Origin of the sequence: Shimia sp. (assembly GCF_022448905.1) — a bacterium.
GTDB lineage: Bacteria > Pseudomonadota > Alphaproteobacteria > Rhodobacterales > Rhodobacteraceae > Shimia.
The window spans coordinates 184,815-208,274 of record NZ_JAKVCW010000002.1 but is presented as its reverse complement, the minus strand read 5'-3'; the positions used below and the strand labels follow the sequence as shown (position 1 = coordinate 208,274).

Here is a 23,460-nt window from a genome sequence, read left to right as displayed (position 1 = left end):
GTTACACCAGAACCGCGCCGCCGGCTTCGATGGCGCCTTGGGTGCTGGCTTCGCCCAGAAGCATTTCGTTGTGCGGTTTGCCCGACGGGATCATCGGGAAGCAGTTCTCGTGTTTCTCCACCAGACAGTCAAAGATCACCGGGCCGTCGTAGTTGATCATTTCCAAGATCGCCTCGTCCAGATCATCCGGATCGGAACAGATGATGCCTTTGGCGCCAAAGGCTTCGGCGAGTTTTACAAAGTCAGGCAGGGCCTCGGACCAGCTGTGGCTGTAGCGTTCGCCGTGCAGCAACTCCTGCCACTGGCGCACCATGCCGAGGCGTTCGTTGTTGAGGATGAATTGTTTCACCGGCAGGCGGAATTGTACCGCGGTGCCCATTTCCTGCATGTTCATCAGCCAAGACGCTTCACCGGCCACGTTGATTACGAGGCTCTCAGGATGGGCCACTTGCACGCCAACGGAGGCTGGTACGCCGTAGCCCATGGTGCCGAGGCCGCCGGAGGTCATCCAGCGGTTGGGATCTTCAAAGCCGAGGTACTGCGCGGCCCACATTTGGTGTTGGCCCACTTCGGTGGTGATGTAGCGATCGTGGTCCTTGGTCAGGGCTTCAAGACGCTCCAGCGCGTACTGTGGCTTGATGACGTTGCCTTCCTGAACGTATTTCAGGCATTCCACCTTGCGCCAATCGCTGATCTGGTTTTGCCATTTGGCGATCGCTTCGCGGTTCACGGTGCGGCCACGGGCCTTCCAGACTTTCAGAATGTCGGTCAGCACGCTTTCCACGTCACCCACAATCGGGATGTCCGCCGGGATCACCTTGTTGATCGAAGACGGATCGATGTCGATGTGGGCTTTCTTGGAGCCGGGCGAGAAGGCGGAGATCAGGCCGGTGATACGGTCATCAAAGCGCGCGCCGATGTTGATCATCAGGTCGCAGTCGTGCATCGCCATATTGGCTTCGTACAGGCCGTGCATGCCGAGCATGCCCAACCAGTTTTCGCCAGACGCCGGATAGGCGCCAAGGCCCATCAGGGTGGAGGTGATTGGAATGCCGGTGGCATCCACCAGTTCACGCAACAGCTTGGAGGCTTTCGGGCCGGAGTTGATCACGCCGCCGCCGGTGTAAAACACAGGGCGTTCAGCCTTCTCCATTGCTTCAACCAACTCGTTGATCGCGGTGATGTCGCCCTTGGTTTCGGGCTCATAGATCGAGGTGTCCGACTTCTCCGGCGCGGTGTATTTGCCGTTGGCGAATTGCACGTCCTTCGGGATGTCGACCAACACCGGGCCGGGGCGGCCGGAGCGCGCCACGTGGAAGGCCTGGTGCAGGGTTTCAGACAGGGTGTCTGTGTCCTTGGCCAACCAGTTGTGTTTGGTGCAGGGGCGGGTGATACCCACGGTGTCGGCTTCTTGAAAGGCGTCCGAGCCGATCATGAAGGTTGGCACCTGGCCGGTCAGAACCACAATCGGGATCGAGTCCAGCAGGGCATCGGTCAGGCCGGTCACTGCGTTGGTTGCGCCGGGGCCGGAGGTTACCAGCGCCACGCCAACCTTGCCGGTTGAGCGAGCATAACCTTCGGCGGCGTGAACCGCGCCTTGCTCGTGCCGCACCAGGATGTGGCGGATGTCATTTTGCTGAAAAATCTCGTCGTAAATCGGTAGCACCGCGCCTCCGGGATAGCCAAAGACTGTGTCCACACCCTGATCCTTCAGGGCTTGAACCACCATTTTTGCTCCGGTCATCTGACGTGTCATCATTCTCTCCGTTACCGACGACATTACTAGCTCACACAAAAAAGCCCCCGCTTATCAGCGAGGGCGCATGGGGTACCGTTATGGTGTCCGTTACCGGCCCATGCGCCTAATTCCGACAATGACGACTAGCCTTGGCATCGTATTTGTCCTCAAGTGGGGTCACTTATTGTGTTCGGATCGGACCTTATGGCTGCTGCATCGCGGCGTCAACCGCGAAATCTACAGAAAAGCACCGTTTCGGGCGTAAAATCTTTGCATTTGTTGCGTGAGCCACCGGCTTTCGCGAAATTTGAGGAAAAATCATGGGTAAATTCAGTCTGAATCAGATCACACCGTTTGTTCCCTGCAGCAATTTGGCGCGGCAAATCGCGTTTTACCGGGATGTGTTGGGCTTTGAGGTGGGATTTACGGCCGATAACTACGCATTCTTACGGCGCGAGGCCGTGGCGGTGCGTTTGATCGAAGTGGATCCGGGTGACGACCTGACGGGGCGGGAGACGTCATTCTACATCGACGTCCAGCAAATAGACGCGTTGTTTGCTGATATGCAGGAGGCGTTAGACGCATTGCCACAGGGTCGCGTTCGGGCGCCCTTTGATCAGGACTATGGGCAGCGCGAGTTCCACGTACTGGATGAAGATGGAAACCTGGTGTTTTTCGGTGAGGGGATTTCATAGCCGTATGGGAGCTACTGTGTTCGCCTCTATGCCGTTTTGACCTTTAGGCGCGATAAAGTTGAGGAACCAACTTTGGACGTCGACACGTTTTGGAGCGCCACCCTGCAAAATCGCTGTTTTATGTTATTATTTGCGCATTCATTTCACAGCAGCATTTTGAAAGGAGAGGGCTATGTCCTACCGGCGATTGGTTATTCCCAACATGTGGGCGCGGATGCAGCGCCTACAGGACGAAGACCTCAATGATAAGGACGATGATCCCGGCGATGATGAGATTTACGGGATTGTCACAGTGATTCAGCGGTCCAATAGAGGCGTGCTTGAGGACACCCATGTGGGCGGGTCGGACAATTACGTGACTTTTACTCAAGCTGATCGCGGCAAATGGAAGGAACTGCAGCATACCGGGGAGTGGATGGGCGTTTGGGTGCCCTCTGACAGCCAAATCGAAGTAACCTGGTACCTCATGGAAGAGGACAGCATTTTAGATGATGATTTGGAAGAAGCCCTTGGCGACTTGGTCAAAGGGATTACCGAGGAAATCGAAGAGCTTCCAGGGATCGCGCGCGCAAAACGGCTCTATGCGCTGATTACAAAAGTTGTGGCGAGTATCAGTGGCGATGATGTGCTTGGCACACACAAGCGGTTCTTTGACTTAAGCCAACTTCCGCAACTGTTTGAATACCGGCGCACTTTTTCATGTAACGCCAATGATGCGGATTATACCGCCTGGGCGCGGTTGAATCTTGGAAAGAGCCGCAAGCGGTAACGCCTATAGACCAACACCGGTGCCTTGCAGCACGCCGTGTTCCATGGCGTAGCGGGTGAGGCCAGCGGTGGAGGAGATGCCCAGTTTGCGTTTGATGTTTTTGCGGTGGGTTTCCACGGTGCGCACCGAGATGTTGAGCTCATTGGCAACTTCTTTGTTGGATTTACCCTGGGCCAGTTGCAACAAAACAGTTTGTTCGCGGCTGGTGAGTGGTTCGCGGGCGCCATCCTCGGATGGCTCCAGCGAGCCTTTGGCGCCGGTGCAGAGGTATTTCTTGCCGCTCATCACAGCGTCGATCGCGGTTTTGATTTCCTCTGTGGGCACGTCTTTGAGCACATAGCCCATCGCCCCATGGCTGAGCGCGGTGGAAATGTACTCCGGGCTGTCGTGCATCGACAGGATCAACACGCGCAGGTCAGGGTCCATCTCCAGGAGCATTTCTGTGGCGGTGAGGCCGCCGATCTCTGGCATGTTGAGGTCCATCAACACCACGTCGGGATTCAGCGTGGGCAGTTGGTCCACGGCCTCGCGGCCATTGGAGAGGGTGCCGACAACGGTGATGTCGTCATAGCTTTCCAGAATGGACTCGATGCCTTCGGCCACCATGGGGTGATCGTCGACAATCATCACTTTGATGGTTGTGTCTGAACTCATGCGCTGGCCTTTCGGGTCTTGTCGTTGCCCTCGGTTTCGGGCGTCAGGATGTGGCTTAGCGGGACTTCTGCCACAATCACCGTGCCGGAGCGAGAGGAGAATATGCGGAGGGTGCCGTCGAGTTGCTCAACGCGTTCCTGCATGTTGCGCAGACCGAGGCCGCCGCGCGCGGAGGGATCGCGTTCCTGCGGCAGGCCCTTGCCGTTGTCAGCGATCCGCAGGGTGGCGCCTTTCTTGTGGCCGCGCACGTCGATGGAGACGGTGGTGGCTCCGGAGTGGCGTTCGATGTTGGTTAGGGCTTCCTGAGCAATCCGGTATAGCGCGATTTTGGCGTCTTGATCGAGGCGGTTGCGGAAAACCACGGTGTTGAAGTGGGTCTCAATTCCTGTGCGGGTGGAAAAGTCGTCTGTCAGGGCTTTCAGGGCGGGGCCGAGGCCGAGGTCGTCAAGCACGCCGGGGCGCAGGTCGCGGGAGATACGGCGGACCTCCTGGATAGCGCCAGAGAGGTGATCAACGCCCTTTTCCAGAGACTCTAATCCGCGTTCGTCGCCGTTCTTGAGGCGGCGGGTCGCGCTATCGAGGGCATAACGTACGCCAACAAGCAGTTGCGAGATGCCGTCATGCAATTCGCGAGCCACGCGGCCACGCTCTTCTTCTTGCGCGTCAAACACCCGCTGGGTCAGGGCTTTGAGTTTGGCGTCAGCAAGACGGCGTTCGCGCACAGTGATGAAGAAGCCGGAGAGGAAAACAAGGGTGAGGCAGGCGACGGTGATCACCAGGATGTAGAAAGAAGTGCGTTGCACGCGTTCCTCTACATCGGCGCGCGCAGCGGCGACGCTTTCAAGTACGTCGTCGATAAATATGCCGGTGCCAACCACCCACTGCCAATCTTGCAAGCCGACCACATAGGTGACCATTCGGGCAGTTTCTAAGGATGAGGGCTTAGCCCAGTCAAAACTGTGATAGCCGCCGCCGGTGCGGGCGATGTCGATCATCGGATCAGTGACTTCGGTACCGTTCAAGTCGGTCAATCCACGCCAGTTTTTGCCAATCAGATACGTTTGTCTCGGGCTGACCAAATTGTTGCCGTCGTAGTCAAACACAAAGAAATAGCCGTCTTGGCCATAGAGCATGGACGACAGGATTTGCGTGACAGCAAGCTTGGCTTCGTCGTCATCTGGAGCGGCGCGGCCATAGATGTTCACAAAGGCTGTTCGGGCGATGGAAATATAGTTTTTAAGCTCGGCTTTCTTGGCTTCGATCAGCTGGGTTTCCAGCGCACGGATCTCGCGGTCGGCCAATTGGCGCGATTGGTTGGCCACCAGCACGGAGATGGCCGCCACAGCCAAAAGCAGCGGTACAGTGGCCAGCAAGAAGAGCTTCTGACCATAAGACAGGCGCAAGTAGGGTAAGAAAGGTCGCATGTTCGATTCGTTACGAGAGATCGGGGGCGAATCATAGAAGAGAATCAAAAACGGTGGCGCTAACGTTGCCGTGATTTACAATTTTTTTGCCGGAATTGGTCAGCATTTTTTGCCATTTGGTCGGTTTCTACGCGGTAGTGGGTATTTCCTCTACGTAGGGTCACCGCTAGGCTCGCCACACTTCAACGATCCGCTCGGACTCTCTGGAGCGAGAACCGGGCTGAACATAATTTCTGGGAGGAAAACCTTAATGGATCGTCGTTCTTTTCTGAAAACATCTGCACTTGGCGGTACCGCAGCAGCGGCCAGCACTCTGGCGGCGCCTGCTTATGCGACCGGCAAGCAGACTCTGACCATGGTAACATCCTGGGGCCGTGGCCTCGCGGGTGTGTTTGACGCGGCTCAGCACGCAGCAGACACCATCAACGCGATGTCCGATGGCAACCTGACCGTTGACATCAAAGCCGCAGGCGAACTGGTTGGCGCGTTTGAAGTATTTGACGCTGTGACCGCTGGTCAGGCTGACATGTACCACGCCGCTGACTACTACTTCGTAAGCCAGCACCCAGGTTACGCGTACTTCACCGCGGTTCCGTTCGGCATGACCGCACAGGAACTGGTGAACTGGTACTACCACGGCGAAGGCCACGCACTGCATGACGAACTGGGCGAAATCTTCGGCCTGAAGTCCTTCATCGCAGGTAACACCGGTGCACAGGCTGGTGGCTGGTATTCCAAAGAGATTGCTGGTCCAGAGGACTTCCAAGGTCTGAAGTTCCGTATGCCAGGTCTGGGTGGTCAGGCGCTCGGCAAGATGGGTGCTTCCGTACAGAACCTGCCAGGTTCCGAAGTGTATCAGGCGCTGGCGTCTGGCGCGATCGACGGCACCGAGTGGATCGGTCCGTGGGCCGACGAGAAAGCCGGTTTCCAGGAAATCACCAAGTTCTACTACACCGCGGGCTTCCACGAGCCAGGTGCAGCTCTGACGCTGGCGACCAACCGCGAAGTGTTCGAAGGTCTGACCCCTGCAAACCAGAAAATCATCGAAACTGCCGCCGCAGCCACCCACCAGTGGAACCTGGCGCAGTTCCTGAACAACAACGGTGCGGCGCTGCAGCGTCTGCAAGCCGGTGGTGTGAAGGTTCTGGAATTCCCAGATTCCGTATGGGACGCAATGGGCGCAGCCGCGAAAGAGACCATGGACGAGTACATGGACGACGAACTGTTCGCAAAAATTCGCGCGTCTGTGGAGACCAGCATGGCTGCGTCTTCCAACTGGCTGGTTAAGTCCGAAGGGACATACCGTGCACAGCGTGACCGCGTGATGGGCTAAGCCCTTGAGACGCTAAGCAAATTGGCCCCCCGGTGATTTCCGGGGGGCCTTTTGCAAAAACAGACAGGGCGCGGATCGCAGCACTGTCAAAAATCCAAAAACAATAAGGGGATGAGGGGACAATGCTGGACGGTCTGGTCTGGTTCTTTTCCAACATTGGCCAAGCCTTTGTGAACGCGGGATACGCGATCACACATCCGGGCATGTGGCTGAGCTGGATTGGCGGCCTTGAGACCACCGAGGACAAACAAGCGCTGATGCGGTTTGTTTACTACGGTGGCTCGGTTGAGTTTTTCTTTGTGGTGTTCACGCTTTTCCTGATCGTTACGGCGGTTGGTATTGCGCGACCCAATTTCATGTGGGGATGCGTGCGCGTTCTGGAAGGTCTTGCCAACTCGGTGGGCCGTTTCTTTGCGTGGGCGGGTCTGTTGATGGTTCTTCAGCAGATCGTGATCGTCTTTATGCAGCGGATCTTCACGGTGCCAGAGATCAGCCTGATTTACGGCGTGAGCTGGCTGACGTTTGACGTGAGCTGGTGGGCGGAAGAGCTGAAGCTGTATAACGCCATGATCGTCTGTATGTGTGCGACCTACACCTTTGTGCAGGGCGGCCACGTCCGCGTGGACCTTGTCTACTCCGCGATCAGCCACCGTGCAAAGCGTGTGATCGATATGCTCGGTTCGCTGCTGTTTATGATGCCGGTTGCGGTTCTGACCTGGATGTACGGCTGGTTCTTCATGTGGCGTCACCTTGTGACCCCGAAGGTATCGGCGTCCGACAAGGTTGAGATCCTGATGAAAAAGGCCCGTATCCTGAAATGGAACGTGGAAACCATCGGTTTCTCTCCAAACGGCTTCAACGCTTACTTCCTCTTCAAAGTGCTTCTTATTTGCTTTGCCGGCATGGTCTTCTTGCAGTCCATTGCGTTCTTCTATCGCTCGTATCTCGAGTTCAAAGAAGGCGCCGGCAGCGCTGGCAAATACCTCGACCGCGATACGCTGGGCGAGGGTGAAGAAGCCTATGAAGGCACACACTGATCTAAGGGGCAGAACTAATGCTATTTGGACTTGATGGGGTCGAGATCGGCCTGATTATCGTCTTCCTCTGCCTCTTTGGGGGCATTCTCTCCGGCTTCCCTGTGGCGTTTGCCATCGGTGGCGCAGGGGTTATCTCCTTCGGGATCATTGCGGCGCTGGACAGTGCCGGGATCCTGATTCACCAAGCGATTGACACCAGCTCAACCATGTACGCCGACTTGATCGCGCAAGGGGTGAAGGCGGACGCAATCTCGATCTTCCGATACCCGGATTTGCCGCGTGTGGCAGAATCCGTGTTCCCGGGCGGCTGGGAACAGGCGATGAACCGCAACATCAGCTTTGTGGTCAACCGGATGAACGAGCGTGTGCTTGCCGGTCAGTCCATCGAAACGCTGTTGGCGGTTGTGATGTTTGTTTTGATGGGAATCACGCTGGAACGCTCCAAGATCGCAAACGACCTTCTGACCACCATGGCGCGCGTCTTTGGCCCGCTGCCAGGCGGTCTGGCGGTGTCGGTTGTGGTTGTGGGTGCTTTCCTCGCGGCCTCCACCGGTATCGTGGGCGCAACGGTTGTGACCATGGGCTTGCTGTCGCTGCCAACTATGCTGAAGCACGGGTACAACCCGAAGCTGGCAACCGGTGTGATTGCGGCGTCTGGTACGCTGGGCCAGATTATTCCGCCATCTATCGTGATCGTTCTTCTCGGCACGCTGGCGGGCGACCTTTACTCTGCTGCACAAGAAAACCGTGCGCAGGTGGCAGGCTGTTCTGATGCGCTGACCTTCTTGGGTGAGCCAGCAGTTGTGTCTGTTGGGACATTGTTCCAGGCGGCGCTGATCCCCGGCATCATGCTGGCGGTGCTCTATGGTCTCTATGCCTTTGGCTACGCGCTGTTTAACCCCAAAGAAGCCCCAGCGGTGGAAATGGGAGACAGCGGCGGTGAAGCCATCACCCGTGGTGAGAGTCTGACTTGGTTCCTCGCGGTTCCTGCGGGTCTGATTGCTGGTGTTATCCTTTTGGGACAGGTCAATGTGATTGGCTCTCAGGACGTGACCGTGGACAGCTTCTCGGATGCGGGTCAAACCGCCAGCCTGCGCACCAACGTTGGCGAAGAGTGTAAAGCGTCGATGATTGAGCTGCATGGTCAGTTGGCCTGGGATCAGGCTGTGGCTGAACAGACAGCGATTGACGAAGCGGGCGGGGTGGCCGAAGCGCGGGCTTTGACTGACGAAGAGCGCTCTGCTCTGCGTGTTGAGAAGATTGCGGCTGCGGCGCCAATCGGTTCTGGCCTGGCCATCGGCTACCTGTTGCTGGCTCTGATCCTGACCACGGCACGTGGTGTGGCACCAAGCGCGGACACCCGTCCGCTGCTGATTGGTGGTGCTGGTATTGTTCTGGCTCTGGCCGTGGATGCACTGGTGATCTCGCCGGTGACAACGCCGGGTTGGACGCTGATCTACATGGCTATCCCTCTGGCAATGACGCTCTACGGTGTGCGCTATGGCGCGGGTCTGCTGGGCAAAAACGAACTGCTGCGTGTGGTCTTCCCACCGCTGGTTCTGATCATTGCTGTGCTGGGTTCGATCCTCGGTGGTATCACCAACCCGACACCGGCGGCTGCGCTGGGTGCCGGTGGGGCGATCATGCTGGCGGCTTACCGGCGTCTGCACGATGAGGGCCGTTCCGGCGGGATCATCATCTGGTCGACCTTTGCGGTGATCATCATGATCCTTGTAGGCGTGAACTTTGACCTGCGTATCAACCAGGAAGTTGTCTCCACTGAGAACGTGATTGCGTTCTTCGTGGCCAAAGGCACCTATCTGTTTGCGATGTTTGGTCTGCTTTACGGCTGCTTCGTGCTGTTCCGTGGCAAGGTGCTCTCGCCGATCGTGCGGGAAACCGCGAAGGTGACCTCGATGGTCTTCACCATCCTGATCGGTTCGCAGCTCCTGAACCTGGTGGTGATCAGCTTTGGTGGCGAGCATTACATTCAGCAATTCCTGAAGTCGTTTGACAACGAGTTCAAGGTTTTCCTGATCGTGATGCTGGTGCTGTTTGTGATGGGCTTTGTGCTCGACTTCCTCGAGATCATTTACATCGTGATCCCGATTGTCGGCCCGGTCATCTACGGCGGTACCTTTGATCCAAAATGGGTCACCATCATGATCGCGGTGAACCTGCAGACCTCGTTCCTGACACCTCCCTTTGGTTTTGCGCTTTTCTACTTGCGAGGGGTGGCGCCAAGAGAGGTCACGACCGGGCATATTTATAAGGGCATCATTCCTTTTGTGCTCATCCAGGTCGTGGGGCTTGCGATCCTATGGTACGTGCCATCGATCGTGACGATCCTGCCGGATCTGATCGGGAACTGATCTGAGACGTAAAAGACCAAAAAGAAACGGGGGCCATTTGGCCCCCGTTTTGCGTTTTGGGATGTATGTCGAATTCGGTTGCGGCGTGGCGTTTATGGTTTGTTCAGCAGACAAAGCTGCGCGCCTTAAGGTATCTGATTGCGGTCAGGGCTCTCCTTAAAATTGTCTTAATCTGCGTGCAAACAGGACTTTCCAGAAGGAGAGTTGGTTTGCGTAAGACATATTTTGTTCTGATGTTTTTGTTGGGAATTGTGGCTGTTGCAGCGGCCATCCCCGGGATGCCGTTGATGATTGCCTTGTATACGTTGTTCATCGGTTACCCAGTTATGATTGTGTGCATCAACGGATTCTTCTACGGGCTCTTTTTCGCGCCCGGTATTTTGCGAGAAACTCGTAGTGCATGGCTGATTTCGGCCACGTTGGCGGTTGTGTTTGCGATGGGGCCATTTGCAGTTTCAAAGATCTGGGTCAGTGGCTTACAGCCAGCAGACGTTGCACCCGACATGCCACTTGCTGAACAGGTCAAGGTGCTCGATGTCGTTTTGCCCCAAAAGAAAGTCGATAGGTTGGGCACGTTTGGCTACATTGGCAACTCTTGTGGCCAGTTGTGTGTGCATGTTCTGGAAACCGGGCAGGTTGCCGCCGTCCGCGTGATTTGGGCCGGCAGTGACTACGACATTGCCAAGGTGCATTTGTGGTCCCATGAAGAGAATGCGGTCATCGTCGGACAAGCTAAGGCGGGTGACGTGACTTTGGACTTGTCGGATTGGGCGTCGCGGTCTTTTTACGAAAGCAACCGGGATCGTAGTTGGTCGATCAAATATGACTTGGAGAAGACGTGGGCTGTTGCAGCACCTGCCTATGAACGAGATGAGGCGCAAGCGCTGTACTTGCACACAGCTGTCAATTATCGCGGCTTTTTTCCAATTACCGTTTTGCTTCCTGATATCCGGGGGCTCGGCAGTACGGTTCCAAGCGCGGGGTATCGGATGTTTCGCGTCGAAAGTCAGTGGTCCAATGCGATCTCGATTTCGCAGGTCTTTGCAGATCTTGGGTTTAGCATTCCGTACCGTTGATCGCTTGTCTCAAGAGATCCATTCCAGTGAGGGACTGTTTAACGTCGCTTCGGGGGCTCGGGCGTGATGTAGATAGCGGGCGTCCGGTGCGCCCGCTCCAGGGTAATCACTATTTGGGTTTTAGCCGTTCTAGTACCGCGCGGCGCGGTTGATGGCGACGGAGCCCATGACGTGGTCGGTGAGGCCTTGTTTGCGGTCCGTGGTGATCATCAGCACAATCGAGATGATTTGCAGAATTGGGAACATTACGGACACCGTGAAGCCCAAGGTGTGCAGGAAGGCGGACCCGAGATCAAAACGGCTGCCGTCGGATTGACGCAGTTCGATGGACATCAGGCGCATGCCCCAGGTGGCGGAGCCGGTGGCTATGGTGACCACGCGGTAGGCAAAGCCAAACACAAACAACAGCGCACCAAAGAAGAAGAGGCCGGTGAAGGCGGTGAACGGCAGCACCAGCACACAGAGCACAAAGATCAGGCCGGTGTCGATCAGCCACGCCAGCAGGCGCTTGAAAGTCACGTCTTCGTAAAACTCGGTCTGGGTGTCCGGATCGGGTAGGGCAAAGCTGCGGTGGCTCATGTCTCTCTCGTTTTGGTGGGGGCCGGTATTGTATAGAAAACGGCGCGGAAGATGTCTCCCGCGCCGTGACTGCTCATAAAGGCGCGCGCTTAGGCGTCTTCGGTTTCACGGCGCTCGTCGGCCGCTTTGGTGGCGCGTTCGTCCATGAACTGGTCAAACTCTGCCTTGTCTTTGGCGGCGCGCAGACGCTCCAGGAAGTCCTCAAAGCTCTTCTGCTCGTCTTCCAGACGGCGCAGGGTCTCGTCGCGGTAGCTGTCAAAGGCGCTGTTGCCGGAGGAGGCCATCACATGCATGCGGCGAGAACAGCTGCGGTTGCGGGAGGATTTCTTGAACATATCTTTGCTCCAGATCATGTAGAACAGAAGGGCCAGGCCAACAGGCCAGAAGAACACGAAGCCAAGAACCATGGCGGCAATCCAGGCACCTTTGCCTTTGCTGTCCAGCCAGGCCTCGCTCTTGCCAAACCAGCTGAGGTGCTGGGTGTCGGCGGTATGGGCGGTTGCGGCAGGGGTCATAACTGTCTCCGAGTTGTGTCTGTTGTGTCTCTGTGAGGCGGTATGTAAATCGCTTTCACATTACCTAGATTGGGAGTGTGGCTGCGCATTGCAAGGGAAAATGTGAAAGGTTTTTACATTTGATGGTTATGTGTCTGTATTGGTTGAATAAATTGGTCGAGAAAAATTTTGCTTTAGGTGCTAAAAGTGCAGGTCTTGGCCCCGGAAATCTGCTCTAAATCCTCTGGAGAGAGGCAAAATACGTGGTTTGGCGTGCCAGCCGCGGCCCAGATTTGTGCAAACTCAGTCAGGCGCGTGTCCATAAAGGCTTGAATTGGGGAGAGGTGGCCCACCGGGCTGACCCCGCCAATGGCAAAGCCGGTTTGTGTGCGCACCACGGTGGCATCTGCGCGGGTCAAAGGTGCGCCAAGGAGCGCTTCGGCGGCGTGAGGGTCAACTTGGCGGCCGCCGGCGGTCAGGAACAGGACGACCTCTCCGGTGTCGGCGTTTTGAAACACAATGGACTTTGCGATTTGATCGACGTCGCAGCCCACGGCGTCGGCTGCCATTTGCGCGGTGCGGGCGCCGTCGGTTTCGCGGATGTCGATCTCTTTGCCTGCGGCTTCTAAGGCGGCGCGCACGCGTTTCAGGCTTTTGCTCATAGTTGGTCTCCTCGTCCTCGGGTTGATTTCTGCCATGGCGCGCCGCAGGGTGCCAGCATGGAAAAACAGACTGATTTGAAAGAGACCTTGTTGGCGCTGGAAACCCAAGTGTGGGATGCGCTGGTGACAGGCGATGGGGACGCGGATGGGGCGTTGCTGAGTGAAGATTTTATCGGGGTGTATCCCGATGGCTTTGCCGGAAAGGACGCCCACACAGGGCAGTTGGACGGCGGCGCAACGGTGGCGAAATACCGGCTGAGCGAGGTGCAGGTTCGGGCCACGGAGGCGGACAGCGGGTTGCTGATCTATCGCGCAGATTATCTGCGGGTTGGCAAGTCTGACTGGGAGGTCATGTTGGTGAGCTCCCTGTGGGAGAGGCGCATTGGGAACTGGGTCAACAGCTTCAGTCAGGACACGCCGTTGACCGGGGACGGGGTGCCTTAAGCCGCCCCTGCGGCAGCACCGCCAATTGACCTTCGCGCATGGCGGTTTCAAAGTCGCGCCATGTTGTTTGAATCACAAATCACCCGCCTGCCACGCCCGTTTGACACTGATCTTGGTGCGGAGGCGCGGGCGGCGGTGCCGGCGTTGTCTGGCGATCTGGCCAAGTTGATTGAAGGCACGGCGGGATCAAGTCCCTACCTGAAAAGCCTGATCCACAAGGAAGCGGCCTGGTTGCCGGAGGCGTTGCAGGATGCGGATGTGGCTTTGGCGGCGGTGTTTGCGGGGTTGCAGGCCGGTGCACCGGATCAGCGGCCAACCGCTTTAAGGGCTGCGAAACGCAAGGTGGCTTTGCTGACGGCATTGGCCGATTTGGCTGGGGCGTGGTCGCTGGAAAAGGTGACGGGCACGTTAACGGATTTTGCCGATCTGGCGAGCCAGTTGGCGCTCGAGGCCACGATTGGTGCGGAAATTCGGCGCAAGAAACTGCCCGGCGCTACCGAGGATGACATTCCGACAGCGGGCGGCATGGTGTCGATTGCCATGGGCAAGATGGGTGCGCATGAGCTGAATTACAGTTCTGACATTGATCTGATCTGTCTGTTTGATGAAAGCCGGTTTGATCCGGAGGATTATCATGACGCGCGGGCGAGTTTCATTCGGGCAACGCGCAAGATGGCGGCAATGCTCAATGACATCACCGGCGATGGCTATGTGTTCCGCACCGATCTGCGTCTGCGACCTGATCCGGCGGTGACACCGGTGTGCCTCGCGATGGAGGCGGCGGAGCGCTATTATGAGAGCCTGGGGCGGACTTGGGAGCGGGCGGCCTATATCAAGGCGCGGCCTTCGGCAGGCGATCTGGCAGCGGGGCAGAAGTTTCTTGATACGCTGACGCCTTTTGTTTGGCGCAAGCATCTGGATTTTGCCGCCATTCAGGACGCGCATGACATGCGACTGCGCATTCGTGAGCACAAAGGGCTGGGCGGTGAGATCACGCTGGACGGTCACAATATGAAGCTGGGGCGCGGTGGCATTCGGGAGATCGAGTTTTTTACCCAGACACGGCAGCTGATCGCAGGTGGGCGCGATCCGTATCTGCGAGACCGCCATACGGTTCCGGGGTTGCGCAAGCTGGCCTCCAAGGGCTGGGTGCCGGAGGATGTGGCCGAAGCGCTGTCCGATCACTACCGCTTTCATCGCGAGGTGGAGCACCGCGTGCAGATGGTGGCGGACGCGCAGACGCATCTGTTGCCCAAAAGCGAAGAGGGCTGGGGCCGGATTGCGGGCCTGATGGGGCGCGACGAGGCGGACATTCGCAAAGAGTTGCAGGAGCGGCTGACCGAAGTGCATGAGATGACCGAGGGGTTCTTTGCGCCGGATGCCGCGCCGGAGGGTGGCGAAGATGTGACCCACGCGTTTGATGAGGACGTCATTGCACGTTGGGAGAGCTATCCGGCCATGCGCAGCGTGCGTGCGGTGGAGATATTCAACCGCGTGCGGCCAGAGATTTTGCGGCGTCTGGCGCAGGCGCCAAAGCCGGATGAGGCGCTTTTGGCGTTGGACGGCTTTTTGCGTGGACTGCCCGCTGGCGTGCAGCTGTTCTCGCTGTTTGAGGCCAATCCGCAGTTGATTGATCTTTTGGTGGATATTGTGGGCACTGCGCCCGCGCTGGCACAGCATTTGTCGCGCAACTCCGGTGTGTTTGACGCGGTGATTGGCGGCAGCTTCTTTACCGAGTGGCCAGGCGTGCGCGAGTTGACCGAAGAGCTGCAGGAGCGGCTGGCGCGGGATGAGGACTATGAGGCGCAGCTGGATGGCTCGCGGCGGTGGGCCAAGGAATGGCAGTTCCGCATTGGGGTACATCATCTGCGCGGCTTGATCGGCGCGGAGGAGGCTGGGCGACAGTATGCGGATTTGGCCGAGGCGGTTTTGGCAGGGCTCTGGCAGCCTGTGGCGGATCATTTTGCCTCCAAACACGGGCCTATGCCGGGGCGGGGCGCGATTGTGCTTGGCATGGGGTCTTTGGGGGCGCAGCGGCTTAATGCAACGTCTGACCTGGATCTGATCGTGATTTATGACGCGGATGGCGTGGAAGCCTCTGACGGACGGCGGCCTTTGGCGGCGCGGCCCTATTATGCGCGGTTCACACAGGCCTTGGTGACGGCGCTGAGCGCGCCCATGTCGCAAGGGCGGCTCTACGAGGTCGACATGCGCTTGCGTCCGTCTGGCACGCAGGGGCCGGTGGCGACGTCTTTGGCATCGTTCAAGAACTACCAGATGAATGAAGCCTGGACCTGGGAGCATCTGGCGCTGACGCGGGCGCGGCCTGTGACCGGCGCGCCGGAGTTGATGGCGGAAGTCGAAGGCTTCCGGCAGGAGGTTTTGGCACCCGAAAAAGACAAGGCAGCGATTGGCAAAGACGTGCAAGAAATGCGGGCGCGGATTGCGGCGGCCAAAGCGCCGGACGGGCCATGGGATGCCAAGATTGGCGCAGGTCGGTTGCAGGATATCGAGTTGTTGAGCCAGACCGGGGCGCTTTTGGCCGGATCGTCTCGACGGGCGGTGACGCAGGGCTTGCAAGCGGGTGTCGCAATTGGCTGGCTTTCTGCCTCAGACGCGTCAGACCTTGCCAGCACCTATCGGCTTTGCTGGCAGGTGCAGTTGGCGTCGAAGTTACTTTCGGGCAGCACCATTGCACCCAATACAATTGGCGCTGGTGGTCGGGCGTTTTTGTTGCGTGAAACCGGTGCGGACGATATCGAGGCTGTGTTGCGCAAGTTGACGGATGCGACTGAGACGGCGGCGACGACAGTCACAGCGGCCTTGGCGGCCACAGGGGAGGCATGACATGGACATTTCGCATTGCGACCCCAAGGGGCTGATCCACGAGAGTTACCGGATGGAGGGTATTGAGCCCTCGGAGTGCCGGACGATCTTTTTGGATTGGGCTCTGTCGCTTCTGGACGGTGTGGACACCCGCGATGCGATTGAGATGTTGATTGTACATCTGGGCAGCAAGCATCCGGGCCATCCGATGACACAAGTTCTGGAAGAGGGCAGCGTGGAGATGCGCACGCCCAAACGCCGTGGTGGGTGGCGTTCAAGGCCTCGTAACTGATAGAGCGTTAGGCGTTTGCGTCGAGCCAATCGAGCGCTTCCAAAACACTGTCGTGTATAAAACTGTCACCGGCGGGGCGGTTTTGCTTGAGCGTTTTTAGGTTCTCGCGGTCAATCCAACACCATGCGTCGACTTTGCCGTTTTCGAGTACCGGTGCTGTCAGATCGCCTGAAACAGTCACGACGAACTGCCACTCATGCCGAGGGCCGTCCTCGGCTTGCCAGGTCTTTGGCGACAGTTCCGCGCGGATCTGATCCACTGCCCAACCGGTTTCTTCAAAGACCTCGCGGGACAAAGCGTCTTCGACAGTTTCACCGGGGTCCACATGCCCACCCGCCAGATCCCAACAGCCGGGAAACAGGCGCCGTGTTGGGCTGCGCCGATGTGCAAAAATCTTTCCTTCAGGATTGAGGATCAATGCGGTGGCGACGGTTTGTGTCATAAAAACAAGTGCCTCAGGCGGGTGATACTGGGTGTCTCAACTTTTAGTTAATTCCTTTGAAACGTCCAGCGCGGGTCGCAATCGTGCCCCAATTGGCGCGCAAATTTGCAGGGACACAGCAGAGGCGAGAACCGCCCGAGGAGTTGGACATGGCGATGGGAAAAATCTTTGCAGCACTGGTCTTGGCATTGGGTGCAAGCGCATGTGCGTCGGTAGACACCGCAAGCCGGAACGCGCCATACGATGTGCCATCCACCGAGATGGCCGCGCCTGCGCCATCCTATGCGCTTGAGAGCTTTGACGTTCTGGTGCCAACCACGCTGAAGGTGTCCGAGGCGAACCTCTACTACCCTCCTGGTGACATCGTGTGGCGTGGCGATGCACCGGGTGATCGCTATCAGCAAGTGAAGGCGATTTTTGATGAGAGTGTGCGTTTGGGCGCCTATCCGCTGGACGGTGCGATGCCGGTGCGGGTGGAGATCGAAGTGACCCGCTTTCACGCGCTGACAGAGAAGACCCGCTACACCGTGGGTGGGGTGCACTCGATTGAGTTTATAATGACCATCATCGAGCCAGAAACTGGCACCGTGTTGCGTGGTCCAAAGCCGATCAAGGCGAGCCTTGTGGCTTATGGTGGGCAGATGGCCATTCAAGCGGAATCCCGCGGTCTGACCCAGAAATACCGCATCACGCAGCACCTGGCACGTGTGGTCCGCGATGAGCTGACCAAAGCGGAAGGCTTTGGTGCTCCAGACCGTGGCGCCACCAAGCGTATTCAGCCGTTGGAGCCGATTGGCAAGCAACTGGCCGCGGCAGAATAAGCCAAGCAGGCAGACAAGGGTTTTCACACCCGAGAGAAACAAGTAGGAGGGCGGCATGTCTATGCCGTCCTCTTCTTCGTCCAGCCGCCCTGTTGTGCGGTTGAAGCCCAAAGCCAATGCCCGCGCGATCCGTCATGGATTTCCCTGGGCCTATGACAATGAGCTGGTCACCGACCGGCGCACCAAAGGGCTTGTGCCCGGCACGCTTGCGGTGCTGGAGGATGACAAGCGGCAGCCCCTTGGGCTTGTCGCGACCAACAGCCAGAGCAAGATTTTTTGCCGCATGTTGGATCGTGACCCTGAAGCGCAGGTGGATCAGGCGTGGTTTGAGGGCAAATTTGCCCGTGCTTTGGCGATGCGGGAGCGTCTGTTTGATGCGCCATTTTACCGGCTGATCCATGCGGAAGCCGACGGGCTGCCCGGCGTGGTGGTGGATCGCTTTGGCGACACCACTGTGGTGCAGCCCAACGCCGCTTGGGCCGAAGCGCTGCTTGAGCCGTTGGTGGCGGCACTGGTGGCGGTGACTGGCGTGTCCAATGTGCTGAAAAACGGTTCTGGCCGGGCGCGGGGGCTGGAAGGGCTGGAAGACGATAGTGCCGTCATGGTGGGCGCGGCGCCAGAGGCACCGGTGCCCGTGGTGATGAATGGCGCGACCTATATGGCGGATTTGACCGGTGGGCAGAAAACCGGGCTTTTCTATGATCAGCGTCCCAACCACGGATTTGCCGCCGGGCTTTGCAAAGATGCAAAGGTTTTGGATGTGTTTTCCCATGTTGGCGGGTTTTCTCTCGCCGCTCTGGCGGGCGGTGCCAGCCAAGCGACGGCGGTGGACGGCTCTGCGGCAGCGTTGGAACTGGCGCAGGCCGGGGCTGCGGCGGCGGATGTGGCAGACCGTTTTGCCACGCGCAAGGGCGATGCGTTTGAGGTGTTGAGCGCGCTGGGCGAAGAGGGCGCCAAGTTTGATGTGGTGATCTGTGATCCCCCGGCGTTTGCGCCATCCAAACCGGCGCTGGAGAAAGGTCTGCGGGCCTATGAACGTGTGGCACGGCTGGCCGCGCCTTTGGTGGCAGAAGGTGGCTATCTGGGGCTGTGCTCCTGTTCACATGCGGCAGACCTGGCGCGGTTCCGTGGTGCCTCGGTGCGGGGCATTGGCCGGGCGGGGCGGCATGCGCAGCTTATTCACACCGGGTTTGCCGGACCGGACCATCCTTTGATGCCGCAGCTGGCGGAGAGCGGATACCTCAAGTCTTTGTTTTTCCGGCTGTGAGACCTAACCTGTGAGGCGCCTACTGCTGGATACCTGCGTTCTGTATCCCACCGTGATGCGGGAGGTGCTGCTGGGTGTGGCCAAGACCGGCGCGTTTGAGCCCCAGTGGTCGGCGCGTATCTTGGAAGAATGGGCGCGGGCGGCACGCAAGCTGGGCCCTACAGGAGAGCCGCAGGCGCGGGGTGAAATTGCGTTGGTGCAAGCGAGCTGGCCCAAGGCATCAGTGACGTGGAAGCCTTCGTTGGAAGACCGGCTCTATTTGCCGGATGAGCACGACGTTCATGTGCTGGCGGCGGCGATTGCAGGATCGGCGGATGCGATTGTCACAGTGAATGCCAAGGATTTCCCAAAGCACATTCTGGCGGAAGAAGGGCTGGAGCGGATCGCGCCGGATGAACTGCTGCGGGGATGTTGGGAGGAGGATCCCGACGGTGTTGCGGCGGTGTGTGAAGCGGTGCGTCAAGAGGCGGAGCGCTTGAGCGGTGAGGCGTGGGAGATGCGGAGGCTGCTGAAAAAGGCGCGACTTCCCAAGCTGGCGAAGGCCGTGAGCGGCTAGGCTTTGGCGATGCCCCATTTGCGTTCGAGCTTTTCGATGGCCTGAATGCGCTCTTCGGTTTTGGGGTGGCTGAGCAGCCAAGCGGGGGTGCTGGCGCCATGGGCGCCAGTCAGATGTGTGAGTTTCTCAAACAGCGCCTTTTGCGGTGCGGTGCCGATTCCGGATTTCACCAATAATGCGGCGGCGTATTCATCGGCTTCGTACTCGTCGCCGCGTGACAGCCGTGCGGAAAGCAGGCTGGTGGCGGTGTTGGCCACCAAAGGGCCGATGCCGGGCAAAAAGCGATTGAGCACCATTGCGAGCGCTGTGCGCAGGGCGTTTTGGCCGGAGAAGTCGATCATGCGGCGGCGGGAGTGGCCCAACGCGACGTGGCCCAACTCATGCGCCACCACAGAGGCGAGTTCCTCGGCGGTCACGTCTCCGGCGCGGTAGCGGTTGTAAAAACCTCGAGTTAGGAAGATGCGGCCATCCGGGGCGGCCAGGCCGTTCACGGGCTCAATCTCATAGATGTGCACGCGGATGCGCGGCAAATCGAGGGCTTTGGCCATGTCTTTGATCAGGGGATTGAGGCGCGGATCGGCCAGTTCCGTCGATTTGGCGTCCAGCTCCCGCGCGGTGCGCCACGCGGAAAAACGCATCATCAGCAGGCCGTAGACCACGGCGATGAGGATCGGCATCAGTTTGATCATGGTAGAGATATGAGGCAAGCCGTGGGCGGCTTCAACCCGCGCTCACGTCAGCGTGTCAATTCCCGCATGCCGCGTTCAAGACCTTCTAGGGTCATTGGCACCATCCGGTTTTCAAAGATGTCGCGGATCATGCCGATGGAGTGGGTGTATTGCCAATGCTGTTCCGGCAAAGGGTTGATCCAGAGATTTGATGTCCATTGGTCACGGGCACGTTCCAGCCAGACTTGACCCGCCTCTTGGTTCCAATGCTCATTGGCGCCACCGGCATAGGCAATTTCGTAAGGCGACATGGAGGCGTCGCCGACAAAGATGCATTTGTAGTCCGGCCCATAGGTGCGCAGCACTTCGTGGGTGGGGGTCTGGTCGTTCCAACGGCGTTTGTTGTCGCGCCACACGCCTTCGTAAAGGCAGTTGTGAAAGTAGTAGTATTCGAGGTGTTTGAACTCGGCCCGGGCAGCGGAGAACAGCTCTTCGACCACCTTGATGTGCGGGTCCATCGAGCCGCCAACATCCAGAAACAGCAGGACTTTTACGGCGTTGTGGCGCTCAGGGCGGGTTTTCACATCGAGGTAGCCGTGCTCGGCGGTGGCCTTGATGGTGCCATTGAGATCCAGCTCTTCGGCGGCGCCTTCACGGGCCCAGCGGCGCAGACGTTTGAGGGCAACTTTGATGTTGCGGGTGCCCAGTTCCACAGAGCCGTCGAAGTTTTTGAACTCGCGTTTGTCCCAGACTTTGACCGCCTTGCGATGGCGGCTTTCTTTCTGGCCGATGCGCACGCCTTCGGGGTTGTAGCCATAAGCCCCAAACGGTGAGGTGCCGGCGGTGCCGATCCATTTGTTACCGCCCTGATGGCGGCCTTCCTGTTCCTTCAGGCGCTCCTGCAGCGTCTCCATCAGCTTGTCAAAGCCACCAAGGGCTTCGATCTCGGCCATTTCTTCGGCCGAGAGGTGCTTTTCGGCCATCTTGCGCAGCCACTCTTCGGGAATGTCGACGGCTTCAAGCACGTCCTGGGCGGAGATTTCACCCAATCCGTCAAACGTGGCCGCAAAGGCGCGGTCAAATTTGTCGATGTTGCGCTCGTCTTTCACCATGATGGTGCGGGCGAGGTAGTAGAAGCTCTCCACATCGTAGGTGGCCAGCCCGGCCTTCAGCCCTTCCAGAAAGCCAAGAAACTCACGCAGGGACACCGGCACACGGGCCTCGCGCAGGTTTTCAAAGAAGGGCAGGAACATGGATCAGAGCGCCATACGGTGGATGAAGAGCGTTATAAACAGGCCGATGATCGCAAAGATCATGGCGTAGACAAAGCCGTATTGCAGGATGTCTGCGCCTTTGCCGCCGCGGCGTTTGGCCAATGTGCCACCAGTGAGTGCGCCGATGAGGGCGCCAATAAGTACAAACATGGTGTCTTAAGATCTCCCTTTGATCGGGCTGAGTGCCGTGATCTCGCGCAGTTTGGCGCGGACGGCCCAGTCCGGGCCAAAGCCGTATCGTGCCCAGCCGAGACTGTCCAGACGCAGGGCGCCGGCGTCTTCGAACTTGCCTTCCATCTCCAGTGCTTCGGCTTGCAGGAGCATAAGGGTGGACAGGAGCGCGGCGTTTTCAAAGCGGCCTGCGGGGCCGATTTGCGGGTTCAGTATGTTGAGCGCTTCGCGGCTTTGGCCGGCGCTGATGGCGTAGGCAGAGAGTTGGGTGGCGACAAAGGCGCGATGCGGGCCAAAGCGTTCGGCGGACCGATAGGCGCGATCGGCGGCCTGAAAATGGGTGAACGCGGCGGCGATATCTTGCGACTGTAGCAGGCGACCAAGCGCGTAGTGGGAAAAGCCGAGGCGATGATCCTGCCAGCCATTGTTCTGTGCAATGACAAGGGCTTGGCGGGCGGCGGCGCGGCGGTTGCCAGGCGATGTGCCCGGGCCGAGGGCGGTTTGCACCGCGTTGATCCAGGCGCGTGGGGTTTCCGGCAGCGGGTTGCTGGAGAGCTGATCGCCGCGCGGATTGATGCGCGACAGGATTGCGGGCAGACGGGTAGCCACTTCGCCACGGGTCATGCCGTTGCGCAGCGTGGGATCATAGTAGGCCCGCAGGATGGTCATATCAAAACCGGTAAGCACTGCGTGGATGTTGTCGTCGTTAAACACGCTGTCCGGCAGACGATAGAGGTCGTTGAGGGGACCTAGGGCCTGCGCCAGCTCTTCATGCAGACAGTCGCGGGTTTCTTGCGGGCTGGTGTCGTTGGGCAGGAAGATCGCGATTTTGGAGCGGTCTTCCAGCAGAGCCCAATTGGCCGCACCGCTGCGGCGGGCTGAGCGGTATTGCGACAACGACGAAATGTTGGGCACCACAAAGCAGGCGGCTTGGGGCAGGGCCTTGCGGATGTCGCGGCGTGAGACCGCCTGAATGGTGATGTTGGCGGATGGCGATTGCGTCAACGAAATGTCGATACGGGCTTCGTTGCGCAGGCGTTGCAGCAGCGCCTTGAGGTCCGGCATCATTCCGGCGGGTGGCGCGCCGGTGACGCGCACGGTGATTGGGCCTTCAAACCGGGTGAGGCGGTCGAGACTGCGGCCGCTTTCCAGCTCAAAACTCAGATCCAGAAAGTCGCGGGCAATGTCGCGGTTCGATCTGTTGGGCGGAATAGGGCGCGGGGTGGAGAAGGCCTTGACCGGAGGCAGGGTGGTGTCGCTCACTGCGGCGCGGGTTGGCACGCCGTTGCCGCCGATGGGCGTACAGGCCGCCACGGCAAAAGCCAGAGGGATCAGTGAGGACAGAAAAGAGCGCAAAATCAGGGCCTTTGATATTTAATAAACGGGGACAACTGCCCGATCCGGTCATACAGTTTGCGGGCGTTGGTGTTAAATTCCTGGGTCATCCAATACACGCTTGGCGCACCGGCGTCATCCGCTGCCTGATACACGGCTTCAATCAGTTTGCGCCCCACACCGGTGCCGCGCACTTCCGGATCAGCGTAGAGGTCTTGTAGATAACAAACGTTTTCAACCTTCCAAGCATGGCGGTGAAACAGGTAGTGGGTCAGGCCAATAAGCTTGCCGTCCAGCTCCGCCACGAAGCAGGAGTAATCCTGCGGATCATCGCCCAAAAGCCGGGCAAATGTGGAGGTGTAGACCTCTTCAGACACCGTGCTTTCATAGAAGGTGATATAGTCGGTCCAGAGACGGCGCCACTCTGCGTGGTCGGCTTCGGTGAGAGGGCGGATCAGGACGTCAGGCTGGGACATGGGTGGTCGGACTCCGGTTGGATGCCGATTCCTTCTACGAAATCAGGCCTTAATT

Annotated in this window: 24 protein-coding genes; 12 read left to right on the top strand and 12 right to left on the bottom strand. The window is 58.5% G+C overall.

Annotated elements, in window-relative coordinates:
* Position 1 precedes the first annotated feature (1 nt).
* Positions 2–1,756 (bottom strand): acetolactate synthase 3 large subunit, encoded by a 1,755-nt coding sequence (locus MK208_RS02740; protein WP_294113659.1) that lies wholly within the window; start codon positions 1,754–1,756, stop codon positions 2–4.
* Between the two features lie 302 nt (positions 1,757–2,058).
* Between MK208_RS02740 and MK208_RS02735 the strand changes: the two genes are divergently transcribed.
* Both MK208_RS02735 and MK208_RS02730 read left to right on the top strand, forming a co-directional pair.
* On the top strand, positions 2,059–2,433 hold the full coding sequence (locus tag MK208_RS02735; protein ID WP_294113657.1) for a VOC family protein: 375 nt from the start codon (positions 2,059–2,061) through the stop codon (positions 2,431–2,433).
* 172 nt (positions 2,434–2,605) lie between these two features.
* On the top strand, positions 2,606–3,202 hold the full coding sequence (locus MK208_RS02730; RefSeq protein WP_294113655.1) for a hypothetical protein: 597 nt from the start codon (positions 2,606–2,608) through the stop codon (positions 3,200–3,202).
* Between the two features lie 3 nt (positions 3,203–3,205).
* Here MK208_RS02730 and MK208_RS02725 read toward each other — a convergent pair whose 3' ends face one another.
* Both MK208_RS02725 and MK208_RS02720 read right to left on the bottom strand, forming a co-directional pair.
* Positions 3,206–3,856: a response regulator transcription factor gene (locus MK208_RS02725; protein ID WP_294113654.1), complete on the bottom strand. Its 651-nt coding sequence runs from the start codon at positions 3,854–3,856 to the stop codon at positions 3,206–3,208.
* On the bottom strand, positions 3,853–5,280 hold the full coding sequence (locus MK208_RS02720; protein ID WP_294113652.1) for a cache domain-containing protein: 1,428 nt from the start codon (positions 5,278–5,280) through the stop codon (positions 3,853–3,855). The genes MK208_RS02725 and MK208_RS02720 overlap by 4 nt, the downstream gene beginning before the upstream one ends.
* 250 nt (positions 5,281–5,530) lie before the next feature.
* Between MK208_RS02720 and MK208_RS02715 the strand changes: the two genes are divergently transcribed.
* The 4 genes from MK208_RS02715 (at position 5,531) to MK208_RS02700 (ending at position 11,098) form a co-directional block, all read left to right on the top strand.
* On the top strand, positions 5,531–6,613 hold the full coding sequence (locus MK208_RS02715) for a TRAP transporter substrate-binding protein (RefSeq protein ID WP_294113650.1): 1,083 nt from the start codon (positions 5,531–5,533) through the stop codon (positions 6,611–6,613).
* A 122-nt stretch (positions 6,614–6,735) separates the two neighbouring features.
* Complete coding sequence (locus MK208_RS02710) at positions 6,736–7,650, top strand: TRAP transporter small permease subunit (protein WP_294113648.1); 915 nt, start codon at positions 6,736–6,738, stop codon at positions 7,648–7,650.
* Positions 7,651–7,667: 17 nt separating this feature from the next.
* Positions 7,668–10,022 carry a TRAP transporter large permease subunit gene (locus tag MK208_RS02705; RefSeq protein ID WP_294113646.1) on the top strand — a complete coding sequence of 785 codons (2,355 nt, stop codon included), beginning with the start codon at positions 7,668–7,670 and terminating at the stop codon, positions 10,020–10,022.
* 65 nt (positions 10,023–10,087) lie between these two features.
* Positions 10,088–11,098 (top strand): hypothetical protein, encoded by a 1,011-nt coding sequence (locus MK208_RS02700; protein WP_294113627.1) that lies wholly within the window; start codon positions 10,088–10,090, stop codon positions 11,096–11,098.
* A gap of 129 nt (positions 11,099–11,227) precedes the next feature.
* Here the strand turns inward: MK208_RS02700 and MK208_RS02695 are convergent, their stop codons facing one another.
* The 3 genes from MK208_RS02695 to MK208_RS02685 form a co-directional block, all read right to left on the bottom strand.
* On the bottom strand, positions 11,228–11,677 hold the full coding sequence (locus MK208_RS02695) for an RDD family protein (RefSeq protein ID WP_294113625.1): 450 nt from the start codon (positions 11,675–11,677) through the stop codon (positions 11,228–11,230).
* An 89-nt stretch (positions 11,678–11,766) separates the two neighbouring features.
* Positions 11,767–12,192, bottom strand: coding sequence for a DUF2852 domain-containing protein (locus MK208_RS02690; protein ID WP_294113623.1), 426 nt, complete (start codon positions 12,190–12,192; stop codon positions 11,767–11,769).
* Positions 12,193–12,365: 173 nt separating this feature from the next.
* Complete coding sequence (locus MK208_RS02685; RefSeq protein ID WP_294113622.1) at positions 12,366–12,833, bottom strand: YbaK/EbsC family protein; 468 nt, start codon at positions 12,831–12,833, stop codon at positions 12,366–12,368.
* 57 nt (positions 12,834–12,890) lie between these two features.
* Between MK208_RS02685 and MK208_RS02680 the strand changes: the two genes are divergently transcribed.
* Genes MK208_RS02680 through MK208_RS02670 form a run of 3 tightly spaced genes read left to right on the top strand, consistent with a single transcriptional unit; the run spans position 12,891 to position 16,395 of the window.
* Entirely contained in the window at positions 12,891–13,277 is a 387-nt protein-coding gene (locus MK208_RS02680; protein WP_294113621.1) for a nuclear transport factor 2 family protein, read from the top strand.
* Positions 13,278–13,337: 60 nt separating this feature from the next.
* Complete coding sequence (locus tag MK208_RS02675) at positions 13,338–16,124, top strand: glutamine-synthetase adenylyltransferase (RefSeq protein ID WP_294113619.1); 2,787 nt, start codon at positions 13,338–13,340, stop codon at positions 16,122–16,124.
* 1 nt (position 16,125) lies between these two features.
* Positions 16,126–16,395, top strand: coding sequence for a hypothetical protein (locus tag MK208_RS02670; RefSeq protein WP_294113617.1), 270 nt, complete (start codon positions 16,126–16,128; stop codon positions 16,393–16,395).
* Between the two features lie 7 nt (positions 16,396–16,402).
* Here MK208_RS02670 and MK208_RS02665 read toward each other — a convergent pair whose 3' ends face one another.
* Positions 16,403–16,837, bottom strand: a complete 435-nt coding sequence (locus tag MK208_RS02665; protein ID WP_294113616.1) for an NUDIX domain-containing protein — start codon at positions 16,835–16,837, stop codon at positions 16,403–16,405.
* A 149-nt stretch (positions 16,838–16,986) separates the two neighbouring features.
* Here MK208_RS02665 and MK208_RS02660 point away from each other — a divergent pair, with 149 nt between their 5' ends.
* From MK208_RS02660 to MK208_RS02650, 3 genes are read left to right on the top strand one after another with little or no spacing between them, the layout of a single operon-like run.
* Complete coding sequence (locus MK208_RS02660; RefSeq protein ID WP_294113615.1) at positions 16,987–17,658, top strand: DUF6778 family protein; 672 nt, start codon at positions 16,987–16,989, stop codon at positions 17,656–17,658.
* Positions 17,659–17,713: 55 nt separating this feature from the next.
* Positions 17,714–18,925, top strand: coding sequence for an RSP_2647 family RNA methyltransferase (locus MK208_RS02655; RefSeq protein ID WP_294113614.1), 1,212 nt, complete (start codon positions 17,714–17,716; stop codon positions 18,923–18,925).
* Positions 18,926–18,935: 10 nt separating this feature from the next.
* A complete protein-coding gene (locus MK208_RS02650; protein WP_294113613.1) occupies positions 18,936–19,481 on the top strand; it encodes an RSP_2648 family PIN domain-containing protein in 546 nt (181 codons plus the stop codon).
* Here MK208_RS02650 and MK208_RS02645 read toward each other — a convergent pair.
* From MK208_RS02645 to MK208_RS02625, 5 genes are read right to left on the bottom strand one after another with little or no spacing between them, the layout of a single operon-like run.
* Positions 19,478–20,170, bottom strand: coding sequence for a M48 family metallopeptidase (locus MK208_RS02645; protein WP_294113612.1), 693 nt, complete (start codon positions 20,168–20,170; stop codon positions 19,478–19,480). The two genes, MK208_RS02650 and MK208_RS02645, sit on opposite strands and share 4 nt — an antisense overlap.
* A 47-nt stretch (positions 20,171–20,217) precedes the next feature.
* The gene (locus tag MK208_RS02640) at positions 20,218–21,402 is read right to left on the bottom strand and encodes a VWA domain-containing protein (protein ID WP_294113611.1); all 1,185 of its coding nucleotides are present in this window, start codon (positions 21,400–21,402) and stop codon (positions 20,218–20,220) included.
* A gap of 3 nt (positions 21,403–21,405) precedes the next feature.
* Positions 21,406–21,573 (bottom strand): hypothetical protein, encoded by a 168-nt coding sequence (locus MK208_RS02635; RefSeq protein ID WP_294113609.1) that lies wholly within the window; start codon positions 21,571–21,573, stop codon positions 21,406–21,408.
* 6 nt (positions 21,574–21,579) lie between these two features.
* Entirely contained in the window at positions 21,580–22,950 is a 1,371-nt protein-coding gene (locus MK208_RS02630) for a DUF2927 domain-containing protein (protein WP_294113607.1), read from the bottom strand.
* 2 nt (positions 22,951–22,952) lie between these two features.
* Complete coding sequence (locus MK208_RS02625) at positions 22,953–23,405, bottom strand: GNAT family N-acetyltransferase (protein WP_294113605.1); 453 nt, start codon at positions 23,403–23,405, stop codon at positions 22,953–22,955.
* Between the last annotated feature and the right edge of the window lie 55 nt (positions 23,406–23,460).